Raw genomic sequence first — 14,831 nt, forward strand, 5'->3', positions numbered from 1 at the left:
GCTGTAGCCGCGTGAGCACCACCGTCTCCGAAGAGATCCGCAACCTGATCATCATCGGCTCCGGCCCCGCCGGCTACACCGCAGCCGTCTACGCGGCGCGCGCCAACCTCGCTCCCCTGCTCTTCGAGGGTGCCGTCACGGCCGGCGGCGCGCTCATGAACACCACCGAGGTCGAGAACTTCCCCGGCTTCCGCGACGGCATCATGGGCCCCGAGCTCATGGAGAACATGCGCGCCCAGGCCGAGCGGTTCGGCGCCGACATCGTCACCGACGACGTCGAGTCGGTCAGCCTCGACGGCGACGTCAAGACCGTGGTCGACGCCGAGGGCACGACCTACCGTGCGTATGCCGTGATCCTGGCGATGGGCTCCGCCTACCGCGAGCTCGGCCTGCCCGACGAGAAACGACTCTCGGGCCACGGCGTCTCGTGGTGCGCCACCTGCGACGGCTTCTTCTTCCGTGACCAGGACATCGCCGTCGTGGGCGGCGGCGACTCCGCGGTCGAGGAGGCGACGTTCCTGACCAAGTTCGCCCGGTCCGTGACGATCGTGCACCGCCGCGACGAGCTGCGCGCGTCCAAGATCATGGCCGAGCGGGCCATGAGCAACGACAAGATCCGGTTCGCCTGGAACTCCGAGGTGGCGGCCATCCACGGTGACGCCAAGCTCACCGGCGTGACCTTGCGCGACACCGTGACCGGCGAGACGCGCGAGCTGCCCGTGACCGGCCTGTTCGTCGCCATCGGCCACGACCCGCGCAACGAGCTCGTCAAGGACGTCGTGGACCTGGATGACGAGGGCTACGTCCTGGTCCAGGGCCGCACCTCGCGCACCAACGTCCAGGGCGTGTTCGCGGCCGGTGACCTCGTGGACCACACCTACCGCCAGGCGATCACCGCTGCGGGCTCGGGGTGCGCCGCAGCGCTGGACGCCGAGCGGTTCCTCGCCGACCGCCAGCACGCCGGGATGCCTGCGCCCGACGCGGCCCTGATCGACGAGCCCGCGCTCGCCCGATGAGCCAGGCCGACGCCTGACCCGGCCTTCGGGCCGACCCCTGTCACCGCGGGCTGCGATCCTGAGCCCACGGCATACCGATCCCCTCCACCGCACCACCGAAAGGAGCCCCCAGTGGGAGCCATCAAGGACACGACCGACGCCACCTTCGAGGCCGACGTCCTGCAGAACGACAAGCCGGTCCTCGTGGACTTCTGGGCACCGTGGTGCGGGCCGTGCCGCGCCGTCGCCCCGGTGCTCGAGGAGCTCGCCGTCCAGCACGCCGACAAGATCGACATCGTCAAGCTCAACACCGACGAGAACCTGCAGGTCAGCAGCCGTTACGGCATCACCGGCATCCCGACGCTCAATGTCTATGTCGGCGGCGAGGTCGTCAAGACGCTCGTCGGCGCCATGCCCAAGCCCAAGCTGGTCCGCGAGCTCGCCGACTACCTCGGCTGAGCGTCCCCTCTCGCCGGCAGGCGCCGGCCGGACCCCGCGGTCCGGCCGGCGCTGGCCTGCCCGCCGCCGCTCTGTGCTCGGTTGGTCCTTGATCCCGGTCTGACCTAGGCTCGGACGTCTCTGGTCTCGTCCGGGCCCCCGCCGCCCTGCCCATGCTGCCTTGACCTGCAGCAACGTCCCACCGACGCTCCTGAAGGAGGCCCCGTTGTCCGACAGCAAACAGGGCCTGCTCGGTCTCGGAAGCCGGGGCTCCGCCGTAGCCGACGTTCGTGCCCGGCTGGCAGCACTGCCGCAGGACGAGCTGCCCGAGCTGCGCGGCTTGGTCGGCCCCGAGGTCGCCGCCGACGTGTTCGACGAGCAGCTGGAGCGGGCGGTGCGAGCGTTCCAGCAGCACAGGGGGCTCATCGTCGACGGGGTCGTGGGGGTCGAGACCTTCTCCGCGATCGACGGCGCCAGATGGGCGTTGGGCGACCGGATCCTGCTGTACACCCCCGGCCACCTGCTCGGCGGCGAGGACGTCGTGGCCCTCCAGGAGCGTCTGAACACCCTCGGCTTCGGCGCGGGTCGCGTCGACGGCCGCTTCGGCCCTCAGACCGAGCGCGCGGTGCGAGCCTTCCAGCGGTCCTACGGCCTGCCTGGGGACGGGTCGGTGGGTCCTGAGACGCTGCGCGCCTTCGAGGACCTGCGCCGGTCGGTCTCCGGCGGCTCGGCCACCACCCTGCGCGAGCGGGAGCAGGTGCGCCGCTCCGGGCACAACCTCAGCGGCCGCACAGTCGTGCTCGATCCCGGGCACGGCGGCGACAACACCGGCGCCACGGCCAACGGCCTGGTCGAGTCCTCCCTGGTGATGGACCTCGCTCGACGCATCGAGGGCCGGCTGACGGCTATCGGCGTCTCCGTGGTCTACACGCGCACCGAGACCACCTGTCCGACCGAGGACGAGCGGGCCGCGATCGCCAACGCCGCCGGTGCTGACCTGGTCATCTCGCTGCACTGCGACTCCCACGACGCAGCGGACGCGAGCGGAGTGGCCACCTTCTTCTTCGGGCGCGACCGGCGAACCTCCTGGTCAGCGGTCGGTGAGCACTTCGCCGACCTGCTGCTGCGAGAGCTCGTGGCCCGCACGGGCTTGCCCAACTGTCGCTCGCACGGACGGTCCTGGACGCTGCTGCAGCAGACCCGGATGCCCGCCGTCCGCGTCGAGACCGGCTATCTCACCCATCCCAGCGACGCTCAGCGCCTGGCGGAGCCGTCGTTCCGCGACACCATCGCCGAAGCCGTGCTCATCGCCCTCCAGCGGCTCTATCTGGGCGACGACGACACCGCCACCACGGGCGTCCTGCGCCTCGGCGACCTGCGCGCGTTCCTCGCCCAGCACGGCTGAGGGCCTGTCCGCGCCGATCTGCGCGCTGCCGTCGTGCTGCGGGCGTCTCCCGGCGCTAGCTCTTGGCGTCCACCCCGAGCAGGTCGACGATGCGGTGGAGGTCCTCCACCGAGGCGAACTCCACGGTCAGCTTGCCCTTGCGCTGCCCCAGCGCGATGTTGACGCGCGTGTCGAACCGGTCTGACAGCCGCGCGGCCAGGTCGTCGAGCTGGGGGTGGCGGCCGCCCGCCCGCGGACGGCGACGAGTGGCCTTCTCCTGGTCACCGCCGAGGGCCACGATCTCCTCGACGCTGCGCACGCTGAGCCCCTCGGCGACGATGCGCTGGGCCAGGCGCTCCATGGCCGCGGCGTCGTCCAGGGCCAGAAGCGCGCGAGCGTGGCCGGCCGACAGGACGCCGGCGGCGACCCGGCGCGCCACGATCGGGGGCAGCCGCAGCAACCGCAGGGTGTTGGAGATCTGGGGACGCGAGCGCCCGATACGTGCGGCCAGCTCGTCGTGGGTGCACCCGAAGTCCTCGAGCAGCTGCTGGTAGGCCGCAGCCTCCTCGAGCGCGTTCAGCTCACTGCGATGGAGGTTCTCCAGGAGCGCGTCGCGCAACAGGTCGTCGTCGTCGGTCTCCTTGACGATGGCCGGCACGGTCTCCTTGCCGGCCTCCTGCGAGGCACGCCAACGTCGCTCACCCATGATGAGCTCGTAGGCCACACCGTCGGCCACATCGCTCTGACCTGCAGGAATGGGCCGTACGACGATGGGTTGGAGCACTCCGATCTCACGGATCGAGTGCACCAGCTCGGCCATGTCGTCCTCGTCGAACACCGACCGTGGCTGTCGCGGGTTGGGCCGGATCGCACCGACCGGGAGCTCGCCATAGGACACACCCGGGACCGGAGCCAGACCCTGACCATCGTTGGATCCGTTGGCGGAGCCACCGGTGACCACGGCCTCCTCCCCATCGCCCTCGTGGTCGCCGTCGTTCATCCCGGCCGGGCGCCACTCGCTCGTGGCCTGCGTCGGCTCGGCCGTCGACAGGACGGCTCCGTCCGCACCCCCGGCACCGTCCACGCCGGCGCTCCCGCCGTCCACCGCCGGCTGCACCTGGGCGCCGTCGGTGGGCTGCTGGTCGCGAAAGAACACGTCGACCGGCCGGCTCGTGGCCGGTGACGTCGGGGCGTTGGGGATCAGGGCGCCCAGGCCTCGGCCGAGAGCACGACGCTTCTCACTCATACGGGTTCCTTTGTCAGTTCTTCGCAGGGGCGAGTGCAGCCCCGCGATCGGCGAGCTCGGCGGCAGCCCCGAGATACGACAGCGCACCGCTGGAGTTGGGGTCGTACGTCATCACGGTCTGGCCGTGGCTGGGCGCCTCGGAGATGCGGACCGAGCGCGGCACGGTGTTGCGGAGCACCTGCTCTGGGAAGTGCGCGCGCACCTCGTCCGCGACCTGGGCAGAGAGGCGGGTACGCCCGTCATACATCGTCAACAGGATGGTGGAGACGTGCAGCGTCGGGTTGAGGTGGGAGCGGATCAGCTCGATGTTCTTGAGCAGCTGGGACAGTCCCTCGAGTGCGTAGTACTCGCACTGGATGGGGATGAACACTTCCTGCGCGGCCACGAACGCGTTCACAGTGAGCAGGCCGAGGCTGGGTGGGCAGTCGATAAGGACGTAGTCGGGGACCGGCTTGCCGTGCGTGGCCGCACCCTCGAGGTATGCCGCGATGGCCCTCTGCAGGCGGGTCTCCCGGGCGACGAGCGAGACGAGCTCGATCTCGGCACCCGCGAGGTCGATGGTGGCCGGCGCGCACCACAGACCGGGAAGGTCGGGGCACTCCTGCACCACGTCGGCGATCGGCACGCCGTCGACCAGCACGTCATAGATGCTGGTGACTTCGGCGTGATGCTCGATCCCCAGCGCCGTGCTGGCGTTGCCCTGCGGGTCGATGTCGATGACCAGCACGGTCAGTCCCGCCTGAGCGAGGGCGGCGGCGACATTCACGGTTGTCGTGGTCTTCCCGACACCTCCCTTCTGGTTCGCCACGGTCAGAACGCGGGTCGCCGCAGGCTTGGGGAAGACCCGCCCGGTCAGCGCGATGCGTTTGCGGGCGTCCTGCGCGACTGCCTGCGCCAGAGGCGTCTGGTCGTCGCCAGTGGGAAGGGACTCCGCCAGCTCTTCCCGTTCGCGCGTTTCACGTGAAACCAGGTCATTCACGCCGGACTGGGCCGCCTCTGCGGCGGACACCATCGAGGCGACGTCTGTCGTTTCACGTGAAACCGGGGCCGCATGGCCCTCTGGCCTCCCAGTCGCGGCAGAGTCGGTGCCGGGCTCCTCGGTCGAGCTCGGGATGCCCGCGGCCAGGGGCCAGCCGATGGGCGCACTGCTTGGGTGGCTGGGGAGCCGGGGCCACCCGAGGCCCCGGTCGATCTGGAGTGCTGCCATCGTCACCCGGTCACCTCGTCACCCATGGGCATCATCCAACCCTACGGCGGGATCAGGTCCTAACCGGGGAGGCAGGTCCGTCACTGGAACAGCGCGTCACGCGCGACGGCGCCCAGACTTCGCCTTGGTGGTTCCCTTGGACGTGCGCCGACCAGCAGGTCGAGCGCCGACAGTCAGCTCCAACGTCACAGTCGGCACCTCGAGCTCTTGGGCGCCGTAACTGCGGACCTGAGCGTCAACCAGGCCGAGGCGGCGCAGCACGGGCTCCTCGGCGGCCAGCTCTTCGGCGGCCTGAGACCCCTTCAGTGCCACCAGCGTGCCCCCGTCCTTCAAGAGGGGGAACGTCCACCGGGCCAGCTTGTCGATCCGGGCGACGGCCCGGGCCGTGGCATAGGGCACCGCCAGGCGGCCGTGGAACTCCTCCGCGCGGCCCCGGTGGACCTCGACCCGGTCCAGACCCAGCGCGCTGATGGTGTCCGACAGCCAGGTGGTGCGACGCAGCATCGGCTCGACAAGATGGACGTGCAGGTCGGGACGGGCGATCGCCAGGGCCAGGCCGGGCAGACCCGCGCCGGAGCCGACATCGACGATCTCGGCGGCCTCCGGGAACGCCTCGTTCACCACGGCGCAGTTGAGGACGTGTCGCTCCCAGAGGATCGGCACCTCACGAGGACCGATCAGTCCGTGGGACACACCCGTGTCTGCGAGGATCGCGACGAACGCCTCGGCCACCGGCAGCCGTGGCCCGAAGACCCTCGCCGCCGACAGCGGGGCCGGCGGAGGGGCTGTCAGCGTGCTCGGGGCGGGGGGTGATGCCGCGACGGGCGCGGGTCCGGTCTGGCCGGTCCCGCGCCCGTCGTGGTGGAGATCTGGATCGTGTGGAGGCTGCGTCATGCGCGAGGTTTCACGTGAAACGGCGATCAGGCCGGCAGCACGACGACGTGGCGCTTCGGCTCGACACCGTCCGACTCGGAGGCCAAGCCAGCGGCCAGGACCTCGTCGTGGACGACCTTGCGCTCGAAGGCGGTCATCGGCTCCAGTGAGGTCTCATGACCGGTCGCCTTGACGGTCTCGATGGCCGACCGGGCGATCTCGACCAGAGCGGCGCGACGCTCGGCCCGGTGGCCCGCGACGTCGAGCATGAGCCGGCTGCGCTCACCAGTGGCGGCCTGGACCGCGAGGCGGGTCAGCTCCTGGATGGCTTCGAGCACAACGCCATTGGTGCCGATCAGGCGGCGCGGCACGCGGCCGTCCTCGGAGTCGACGATGGAGACGGCTGCGCGATCGCCCTCGATGTCGACGTCGATGTCGCCGTCGAGGTCGGCGATGTCCAGCAGCGTCTCGAGGAAGTCCGCCGCGACCTCACCCTCGCGCTCGAGGTCCGCGACCTTGCCCGAACGGGCGGGGCGGGTCGACTCCGCCACCGGGTGCTCGCTCTGCTCGCCATTGCTGGCCGTGCTGGCCGTGCTCGCGTCGATCACCGCTCGGTCGCCCGAGGTGTCATCCAGCGCCGGGGTGGTCTCCACTGCGGTGTGGTGCTGTTCGCTCATGGTGATAGCTCTCAGTTCTTGGTCTGCGGCGTGTTCTCGGTGATGGGGCTCGCGGGCTGCGCGGCCTTGCCCTGGTTGGGCTTGCGCTTCTTGTTACGGCTGGGCTGCTGCCGCTGGCCACTCACCGGCTTGGTCGGTTCGGCGGGCACTCCGTCCGCGACGTCGGCGTCCTTGTCGAGTCCCTTGACGGTGAACGCCTTGACCGTTTTGCCCCGCTTGGCGTGACGCTCCTGCATGGCCTTCTCAGCGGGCGAGCCCGGCGCCGGCATACGGCGAATGACGTAGAACTGCTGACACATGGACCACACGTTGGTCGTGAGCCAGTAGAGCAGGACGCCGATCGGGAAGTTCACGCCCGAGATCGCGAAGAACAGCGGCATCGCGTAGAGGAGCATCTTCTGCTGCTTGGCGAAGGGGTTGTCCAGCGCCGAGGCCGGCATGTTCTTCATCATCAGCTGCCGCTGGGTGGTGAAGGTGCTGGCCGACATGAGCACGATGAGCAGGATCGTCACGATCTGCACGGTCAGGCTGTGCGCTCCGATGAACTTGTCGGACAGCTGCGCACCGAAGAGCGTCGAGCCCTCGGCCTGGGCCGCCAGGGTGCGGGAGATGGGGCCGATCGGATGCGTCTTGCCCGAGCCGATGTCCTTGAGGCCGTTGAGCACGCGGAACAGGCCGAAGAAGAACGGCGACTGCACCAGGATCGGCATGCACGAGCTGAACGGGTTGGTCCCCGTCCGCTTGTACAGGTCCATGGTCTCCTGGGTCATGGCCTGGCGGGACTCGGGGTCCTTCTTGTTCTTGTACTTCGCCTGGATCTTCTGCATCTCCGGCTGGATCAGCTGCATCCGGCGCGACGCGTGGATCTGCCGCACGAACAGCGGGATCATCGCGCCTCGCATGACGACGACCAGGCCGACGATCGACAGGACCCACGCCACCCCCGACCCGGAGGGGATCCCGATCGCGGTGAACAGCGTGTGCCACCCGTAGAGGATCCACGAGACGATCCATTCGAACGGGTAGATCAGCGATGTGTAGAACTGCATCTCGTCCTCAATCTGGTGGTGGAGCGCCGAGGTGACGGTCCACCGGTGGTTCCGGCTGCGCTGCGGGTATGCCGCGCCGCCGGCAGGTCTGGTTCTGCGCCGCTAGCGCGCGGCGTGGGTCGGTGGCGCGGGAGCGGGGGGCGCCTGTCGGTCGAGCGGCGCCGCGGGCACGTGGTCCACGCCCCCAGCCGTCCACGGGTGGCATCTGACCAACCGTTTGACGGCCAGCCAGGTTCCCTTGAACGGTCCGAACCGTTGGATCGCCGTCAGGGCGTAGGCCGAGCAGGAGGGGTAGTACCGGCACGTCGGGGGCGTCATCGGAGAGATGACCCGCTGGTAGAAGACGATCATCCCGATGAGCGGCGCCGCCAGCACCCGTTGCACGGTGTGCACCACGCCCCGGCTCATGACTGCGCGTCCGTCGGTGAAGAGGGCTGGCTGCGCTGGGCCAGGCGGGCCAGGCCGCGGCTGAGCAAGCCGTCCAGCTCGGCGCCGAGCTCGCGTGAGTCCGCGTGGGCCGCAACGGAGCTCGCGCGGACGACGACATCGGTCCCGGCAGGCAGCCGGTCGAGACGAGCGGCCATCAGGGCGCGCAGACGCCGCTTGGTGCGGTTGCGCACGACGGCGCCACCAAGGGCCTTGGAGACAACAAAACCGACCCGCGCCGGGAGACCCGAGCGCGCGTCGGTCGCGTTGAGGTGGAGGACCAGGAGGGTGGAGCCGACCCGCAGTGCGCGGGACGCGCCCCCGGCACCTGCTCGACCGCCGCCGGCCTGACCGTTCGCACCGCGCACAGCCGCCGAGAAGTCCGCGCTCGCGCGCAGCCGGTGCCCGGCGGGCAGCACGGACCGAGCCTCAGGCTGACAGCTCGGAGCGACCCTTACGGCGGCGAGCCGAGAGAATCGCACGGCCCGCGCGGGTCCGCATCCGCAGACGGAAGCCGTGGACCTTGGCGCGGCGACGGTTGTTCGGCTGGAAAGTACGCTTGCTCACGTTGGTTCTCCGTAACTGTCAGGCATCGCCTGAGGGTGCTGAGCTGGGCTGCTCTGGCTGATCCATGCTGATCGGGGCTGGTGCTGTGCCTCGGCCGCAATCGGAAACCCGCGTGCAGCCGGTGGTCCGGGAGGACCGCTGGGTGCGTGGTCACGGGCATGCGAAAACGGCCGACAGGCCGCGTCCACGGTACGCGAGCACGCGGCGGACGGTCAAACCAGCGCGCGCGTCCCCGGGTACGGCCCTTAGCACCACGTCTTTCCGATCCGGACGGGACACGCCGGGCACCTCGCGATATTGTCGCCGTTACCCGGCCTTTTTCTGCCGTTCAGGTTGCCGGTCACACGTCGGAGTTGTTAACGTCCGTCCTCGTCCTCCCACTTCACCCACAGGTTGTGGATAAGTGTGTGGACACAGCACCATGACCCGAAGACAGGGTAGAAGCGACCACCGTCGAAAGGGATGTGGGACCAGTGAGTGATCCAGATCTGGACTTCGCTCAGATCTGGCAGAACACCATCTCCACTCTCGACGCTGATGGACTGCCTGCTCGCGAGCGGGCGTTCCTGACCCTCGCCAGGTTCTCCGGCCTCCTCGACGGCACCGCGCTGGTCAAGGTGCCCAACGACTACACCAAGGACGTCGTCGAGACCCGGGTGCGCGAGCAGGTGACGCAGGCGCTGTCCTCCCAGCTCGGCATCGCCGTCCACCTGGCCGTGACGGTGGACCCCTCGCTGGAGGAGGGCCACGGCTCCGAGGACACCGTGGGCAGGACGGCCGACGAGGACGACACCACCTTCGACGAGCCGATGGCCTCGGCCCAGCCGGACAACGTCTACCCCCTGATGGCGCCGAGCGACAGCCACCGCCGGCCCCGCGACGAGATCGCCATGGTGTCCGAGGAGTCGGCGACTCGGCTCAACCCGAAGTACACCTTCGACACCTTCGTCATCGGCGCGAGCAACCGGTTCGCCCACGCGGCCGCGGTCGCCGTGGCCGAGGCGCCGGCCAAGGCGTACAACCCGCTGTTCGTCTATGGCGAGTCCGGGCTGGGCAAGACCCACCTGCTGCATGCCATCGGGCACTACGCGCGCAACCTCTACCCCCACGTCAAGGTGCGCTACGTGAACTCGGAGGAGTTCACCAACGACTTCATCAACAGCATCCGCGACGACAAGGCCTCGAACTTCCAGCGGCGCTACCGCGACGTCGACGTCCTGCTCATCGACGACATCCAGTTCCTCCAGGGCAAAGTGCAGACGCAGGAAGAGTTCTTCCACACCTTCAACACCCTGCACAACGCGAACAAGCAGGTCGTCATCACCTCTGACCTGCCCCCCAAGCTGCTCAGCGGCTTCGAGGAGCGCATGCGCAGCCGGTTCGAGTGGGGCCTGCTCACCGACGTCCAGCCGCCCGACCTCGAGACCCGCATCGCCATCCTGCGCAAGAAGGCCATCCAGGAGCGCATGAGCGCGCCCGACGAGGTCCTCGAGTTCATCGCGAGCCGGATCTCGACCAACATCCGCGAGCTCGAGGGCGCCCTGATCCGCGTGACCGCGTTCGCCAGTCTCAACCGGCAGAGCGTCGACATGGGCCTGGCCGAGATCGTGCTCAAGGACCTCATCCCCAACGAGCAGGGCTCCCAGATCACCAGCGCGACGATCATGGCCCAGACTGCCGCCTACTTCGGGTTGACCATCGAGGACCTCTGTGGCTCCTCCAGGTCGAGAGTGCTCGTGACGGCCCGCCAGATCGCGATGTACCTGTGCCGCGAGCTGACCGACCTGTCCCTGCCCAAGATCGGGCAGCAGTTCGGCGGCCGCGACCACACCACGGTGATGCACGCCGACAAGAAGATCCGGCAGTTGATGGCCGAGCGTCGCGCCATCTACAACCAGGTCACCGAGCTGACCAACCGGATCAAGCAGCAGTCTCGCTGAGGTCCGTCCACACCTTTGTCCACAGGTGTGCTTTCGTCTTCACCGTTTCGTCACCTTGGCGAACTCGGGTGCCTTCGCGCTGGTCAGAGGGCCGATGGCCACACAAAAAGGCGACATTCACGGCAACTTCGACATGATCCACACCTGTGGACAACTCTGTGGGTAGACCATGACCGGCTTTGACCATCCTCCGAACGGAGGATGTGGCGAACTGCCTCTGTGGATAACCCGTGCAGAACCCGTGCACGCTGCCGCCGCAGGTGGGGACGGAGCCCGTATGCCGTGTGGAGACCCTGTGGGGACAACCCGCTCGTCCACACCCCAAGCCAGCTTGTGCGCCGCCGCGTCCACGCGGCATACACAGGGTTGTTGCGCGTCTGACCTGCACTGACGCGGGTTGTCCCCATGATCCACATCCCCTATGACAACGACGAGATCCATCAACTCAGAGTCCCGCCCCGAGTACCTACTGCTCGAACGGCAACCCCAACGGCGTCCAAACGACAACCAGAACGGGATTGCTCGATCCGGGTTGGCCCACCGGGGTGCGAGCACTAGGGTCAGTCCGCAATCACATTCTTGAGGTTTGACCGCGGCGACGCCGCACGCGAAGGGCAGGTAGTGACGGTGAAGTTCCGGGTCGAACGTGAGGTGCTCGCCGACGCCGTGACGTGGGTGGCTCGTGGCCTGCCGGCCCGCCCCCCGGTCCCCGTCCTGGCCGGCCTGCTCATCGAGGCGAACGACGAGGGCTCGCTGACGCTGTCGGCCTTCGACTACGAGGTCTCCGCCAAGATCACCGTCCCCGCCGACGTGGCCGAGGCCGGCACGGTCCTGGTCCTCGGTCGGCTGCTCGCCGACATCTCGCGCAACCTGCCCTCGCGCCCGGTCGACGTCTCCACCGACGGCAACAAGGTCTCGGTCACGTGTGGTTCGTCGCGGTTCAGCCTGATGCAGATGCCCGCCGACGACTACCCGACGCTGCCCACCGCGCCCGCTCCGAGCGGCACGGTGGCCGGTGACGTGTTCACCCAGGCCGTCGCCCAGGTCTCCATCGCCGCCGACCGCGGTGACACGCTGCCGATCCTCACTGGCGTCCGGGTCGAGATCGACGGTGAGAAGATGACCCTGCTGGCCACCGACCGCTACCGCCTGGCGATGCGCGAGCTGACCTGGAACCCCGAGGCGATCGACGCCTCCCACGTGGCGCTCATCCCGGCCCGCACGCTGTCCGACACCGCCAAGGCGCTCGGCGCCTCCGGCACGGTCGAGGTGGCGTTGGGTTCCTCGGCCGGTGGCGAGGGGCTCGTGGGGTTCGAGGCCGGCCAGCGCCGCACGACCACGCGCCTGCTCGACGGCGAGTACCCCAAGGTCACCTCGATCTTCCCCACCACGGTCGACACCGAGTCGGTCATCAAGACCGCCGAGCTCGTCGAGGCCGTCAAGCGCGTGGCGCTGGTCGCCGAGCGCAACACCCCGGTGCGGCTGCGGTTCACCGACGGCCAGGTCGCGATCGAGGCCGGCACCGGTGACGACGCGCAGGCCTCCGAGGCCGTCGAGGCCAGCCTGACCGGTCCCGAGATGGAGATCGCCTTCAACCCGCAGTTCCTGCTCGACGGCCTGGGCGCGGTCGGCACCGAGTACTCCCGGCTGTCGTTCACCCAGCCGTCGCGGCCTGCGGTGCTGTCCGGCCAGGACAAGGAGGACGGCGAGGCCGACACCTCGTACCGCTACGTGCTCATGCCCGTTCGCTTCGCGAGCTGACCACACCCGGGCGTAGCCTGAGCACGCGACGGCGGGCTCGTCTGCCGCGGCGCGCGCCGCACCCACTCCGGCTGCACCTCAGTGCAGCCGCCTCGACACAGAAGGGCACCTCTCATGCAGCTCGGTCTGATCGGTCTCGGGAAGATGGGCGGCAACATGCGCGAGCGCCTGCGCCGCGCGGGTCACGAGGTGGTCGGCTTCGATCGCAACGCCGAGGTCTCCGACGTCAAGAGCATGGCGGCCCTGGTCAAGGCGCTCGACGCTCCCCGCACCGTGTGGGTCATGGTGCCCTCCGGTGGGCCCACGCGTGAGACGGTCGAGAAGCTCGCCGACCTGCTCGACAAGGGCGACCTGGTGATCGACGGCGGCAACAGCCGGTTCACCGACGACTTCGAGAACGAGAAGCTCCTCAAGGCCAAGGGCATCGGCTACCTCGACTGCGGTGTCTCCGGCGGCATCTGGGGTCTCGAGAACGGCTACGGCCTGATGGTCGGCGGCTCCGCGGCCAACGTCAAGAAGGCCATGCCGATCTTCGACGCCCTGCGCCCCGAGGGTCCCCGCGACGAGGGCTTCGTCCACGCCGGCAAGGTCGGCGCGGGCCACTACGCCAAGATGGTGCACAACGGCATCGAGTACGGCCTGATGGCTGCGTATGCCGAGGGCTACGAGCTGCTCGAGGCCAAGGACATCGTCACCGACGTCCCCGGCGCGTTCAAGGCGTGGACCCGTGGCACCGTCGTGCGGTCCTGGCTGCTCGACCTACTGGTGGACGCGCTCGACAAGAACCCCCACCTGGACGACGTCTCTGGTTACACCGTCGACTCGGGCGAGGGCCGTTGGACGGTCGAGGAGGCCATTGCCAACTCCGTGCCGATGCCGGTCATCTCCGCCTCGCTGTTCGCGCGCTTCGCCTCCCGCCAGAAGGAGTCGCCGACCATGCAGGCCGTCGCGGCGCTGCGCGGTGGCTTCGGCGGCCACCAGGTGATGACGGTGGCCGAGGGCGAGGAGCTGCGCAACCAGGGCGCGCCCAAGCACGAGAAGCATGTCGAGGCCAAGGTCGAGCCCAAGGAGCAGCCCCCGGGCCCGCGCAAGGCGGCGGCCAAGGGCCGCAAGGCCGCGGCCGCGGGTCCCTCCTCCGGCACGGGTGCGACCGGCGGGTCGGGTCGCAAGCGCGCGGCGCGCTGACCCCCGACCGGTCCTGATCGGGGGCCCGTGCACGTCCGTCACCTGACCGTCGCCGACTTCCGCAGCTACGCCGCTGCCGAGCTGCCGCTCGAACCCGGCATCACCACGCTGGTCGGGATGAACGGCCAGGGCAAGACCAACCTGGTCGAGGCGATCCACTACCTGGCCACGCTCTCCAGCCACCGGGTCGCCACGGACCAGCCCCTGGTGCGTTTCGGCGCCGACCAGGCGGTGGTCCGTGGCGCCGTGGTGCGCGAGGGCCGCGAGACCCTCGTGGAGCTCGAGCTCAACCCGGGCCGCGCCAACCGGGCCCGGCTCGGACGATCGCCGGTCACCCGCCCGCGGGAGGTGCTCGGCACGCTGCGCACGGTGCTGTTCGCGCCCGAGGACCTGGCTCTGGTCAAGGGTGACCCGTCCGAGCGACGGCGCTTCGTGGACGACCTGCTGGTCTCGCGGCAGCCCCGCTGGGCCGGCGTGCGCGGTGACTACGACAAGATCCTGCGCCAGCGCAACGCCCTGCTGAAGTCCGCTCAGCCGGTGCTGCGCAGGGGTGCCCGCCACCGTCCTCGGCCCCAGGACGAGCCGGGCGACGACGCGCGCGCCTCAGCCCTGCACACCCTCGAGGTGTGGAACGACCACCTCGCGACCGTCGGGTCGCAGCTGCTCTATGCCCGGCTGCGGCTGCTGCGCGACCTCGGCCCATATCTCACCAAGGCGTACGACGAGGTCAGCGCCGGGCAGTCCGACGCGCGACTCTCCTACCGCAGCTCGCTGCGCGAGGAGGCGGCCGGGCGCATCACCCTGGGCGAGGTGCCCGAGCCGGCGGAGCTGCGCGAGGAGCTGTTGGCCACCCTGGCCGAGGTGCGCGAGCGGGAGGTCGAGCGGGGCGTGTCCCTGGCGGGGCCGCATCGCGACGACCTCGTGCTCTCCCTCGGCGAGCTGCCGGCCAAAGGCTATGCCAGCCACGGCGAGAGCTGGTCGTTCGCGCTGGGACTCAAGCTCGCGGCATACCAGCTGCTGCGCCACGACCTCGGTGACGACCCGGTGCTGCTGCTGGACGACGTTTTCGCCGAGCTCGACACC

The 14,831-nt window shown here is 69.5% G+C and carries 15 protein-coding genes; 7 read left to right on the top strand and 8 right to left on the bottom strand.

The genetic code is table 11. The annotated features are described in order from the left end of the window. Nucleotides 1–11 precede the first annotated feature (11 nt). The 3 genes from trxB (at nucleotide 12) to VGN50_RS07885 (ending at nucleotide 2,838) form a co-directional block, all read left to right on the top strand. Nucleotides 12–1,016 (top strand): thioredoxin-disulfide reductase, encoded by a 1,005-nt coding sequence (trxB, locus tag VGN50_RS07875; protein ID WP_327444182.1) that lies wholly within the window; start codon nucleotides 12–14, stop codon nucleotides 1,014–1,016. A 111-nt stretch (nucleotides 1,017–1,127) separates the two neighbouring features. Continuing rightward, nucleotides 1,128–1,454: a thioredoxin gene (gene trxA / locus VGN50_RS07880; RefSeq protein WP_327444183.1), complete on the top strand. Its 327-nt coding sequence runs from the start codon at nucleotides 1,128–1,130 to the stop codon at nucleotides 1,452–1,454. Between the two features lie 205 nt (nucleotides 1,455–1,659). Next, a complete protein-coding gene (locus VGN50_RS07885) occupies nucleotides 1,660–2,838 on the top strand; it encodes an N-acetylmuramoyl-L-alanine amidase (RefSeq protein WP_327444184.1) in 1,179 nt (392 codons plus the stop codon). Between the two features lie 55 nt (nucleotides 2,839–2,893). Here the strand turns inward: VGN50_RS07885 and VGN50_RS07890 are convergent, their stop codons facing one another. The 8 genes from VGN50_RS07890 to rpmH form a co-directional block, all read right to left on the bottom strand. Further along, on the bottom strand, nucleotides 2,894–4,063 hold the full coding sequence (locus VGN50_RS07890; RefSeq protein ID WP_327444185.1) for a ParB/RepB/Spo0J family partition protein: 1,170 nt from the start codon (nucleotides 4,061–4,063) through the stop codon (nucleotides 2,894–2,896). A 13-nt stretch (nucleotides 4,064–4,076) separates the two neighbouring features. Further along, a complete protein-coding gene (locus VGN50_RS07895; protein WP_327444186.1) occupies nucleotides 4,077–5,075 on the bottom strand; it encodes a ParA family protein in 999 nt (332 codons plus the stop codon). Between the two features lie 291 nt (nucleotides 5,076–5,366). Further along, entirely contained in the window at nucleotides 5,367–6,164 is a 798-nt protein-coding gene (rsmG, locus tag VGN50_RS07900) for a 16S rRNA (guanine(527)-N(7))-methyltransferase RsmG (RefSeq protein ID WP_327444187.1), read from the bottom strand. A gap of 26 nt (nucleotides 6,165–6,190) precedes the next feature. Next, the gene (locus tag VGN50_RS07905; RefSeq protein ID WP_327444188.1) at nucleotides 6,191–6,820 is read right to left on the bottom strand and encodes a protein jag; all 630 of its coding nucleotides are present in this window, start codon (nucleotides 6,818–6,820) and stop codon (nucleotides 6,191–6,193) included. Nucleotides 6,821–6,831: 11 nt separating this feature from the next. After that, nucleotides 6,832–7,869, bottom strand: a complete 1,038-nt coding sequence (yidC, locus tag VGN50_RS07910; protein ID WP_327444189.1) for a membrane protein insertase YidC — start codon at nucleotides 7,867–7,869, stop codon at nucleotides 6,832–6,834. Nucleotides 7,870–7,971: 102 nt separating this feature from the next. Next, nucleotides 7,972–8,277: a membrane protein insertion efficiency factor YidD gene (yidD, locus tag VGN50_RS07915; RefSeq protein ID WP_327444190.1), complete on the bottom strand. Its 306-nt coding sequence runs from the start codon at nucleotides 8,275–8,277 to the stop codon at nucleotides 7,972–7,974. Then, a complete protein-coding gene (gene rnpA / locus VGN50_RS07920; protein ID WP_327444192.1) occupies nucleotides 8,274–8,714 on the bottom strand; it encodes a ribonuclease P protein component in 441 nt (146 codons plus the stop codon). Before rnpA ends, yidD begins: the two co-directional genes overlap by 4 nt. A 10-nt stretch (nucleotides 8,715–8,724) precedes the next feature. Beyond that, nucleotides 8,725–8,862 (bottom strand): 50S ribosomal protein L34, encoded by a 138-nt coding sequence (rpmH, locus tag VGN50_RS07925; RefSeq protein ID WP_098483823.1) that lies wholly within the window; start codon nucleotides 8,860–8,862, stop codon nucleotides 8,725–8,727. Nucleotides 8,863–9,335: 473 nt separating this feature from the next. Here rpmH and dnaA point away from each other — a divergent pair, with 473 nt between their 5' ends. The 4 genes from dnaA to recF all read left to right on the top strand — a co-directional run. Next, a complete protein-coding gene (gene dnaA, locus VGN50_RS07930; protein ID WP_327444193.1) occupies nucleotides 9,336–10,802 on the top strand; it encodes a chromosomal replication initiator protein DnaA in 1,467 nt (488 codons plus the stop codon). Between the two features lie 627 nt (nucleotides 10,803–11,429). Next, entirely contained in the window at nucleotides 11,430–12,563 is a 1,134-nt protein-coding gene (gene dnaN, locus VGN50_RS07935; protein ID WP_327444197.1) for a DNA polymerase III subunit beta, read from the top strand. Between the two features lie 114 nt (nucleotides 12,564–12,677). After that, the gene (gnd, locus tag VGN50_RS07940; protein ID WP_327444195.1) at nucleotides 12,678–13,748 is read left to right on the top strand and encodes a phosphogluconate dehydrogenase (NAD(+)-dependent, decarboxylating); all 1,071 of its coding nucleotides are present in this window, start codon (nucleotides 12,678–12,680) and stop codon (nucleotides 13,746–13,748) included. Between the two features lie 27 nt (nucleotides 13,749–13,775). After that, on the top strand, nucleotides 13,776–14,831 hold a 1,056-nt coding region (gene recF, locus VGN50_RS07945; protein ID WP_327444196.1), incomplete at its 3' end, for a DNA replication/repair protein RecF.

Source organism: Pedococcus sp., assembly GCF_036000045.1.
Classification (GTDB): domain Bacteria; phylum Actinomycetota; class Actinomycetes; order Actinomycetales; family Dermatophilaceae; genus Pedococcus.

What these genes read in the sequence shown, in the direction of transcription:
- VGN50_RS07890 (WP_327444185.1), bottom strand. Translation starts at nt 4,063, where the DNA reads ATGAGTGAGAAGCGTCGTGCTCTCGGCCGAGGCCTGGGCGCCCTGATC.
- VGN50_RS07895 (WP_327444186.1), bottom strand. Translation starts at nt 5,075, where the DNA reads ATGGTGTCCGCCGCAGAGGCGGCCCAGTCCGGCGTGAATGACCTGGTT.
- rsmG (WP_327444187.1), bottom strand. Translation starts at nt 6,164, where the DNA reads ATGACGCAGCCTCCACACGATCCAGATCTCCACCACGACGGGCGCGGG.
- VGN50_RS07905 (WP_327444188.1), bottom strand. Translation starts at nt 6,820, where the DNA reads ATGAGCGAACAGCACCACACCGCAGTGGAGACCACCCCGGCGCTGGAT.
- yidC (WP_327444189.1), bottom strand. Translation starts at nt 7,869, where the DNA reads ATGCAGTTCTACACATCGCTGATCTACCCGTTCGAATGGATCGTCTCG.
- yidD (WP_327444190.1), bottom strand. Translation starts at nt 8,277, where the DNA reads ATGAGCCGGGGCGTGGTGCACACCGTGCAACGGGTGCTGGCGGCGCCG.
- gnd (WP_327444195.1), top strand. Translation starts at nt 12,678, where the DNA reads ATGCAGCTCGGTCTGATCGGTCTCGGGAAGATGGGCGGCAACATGCGC.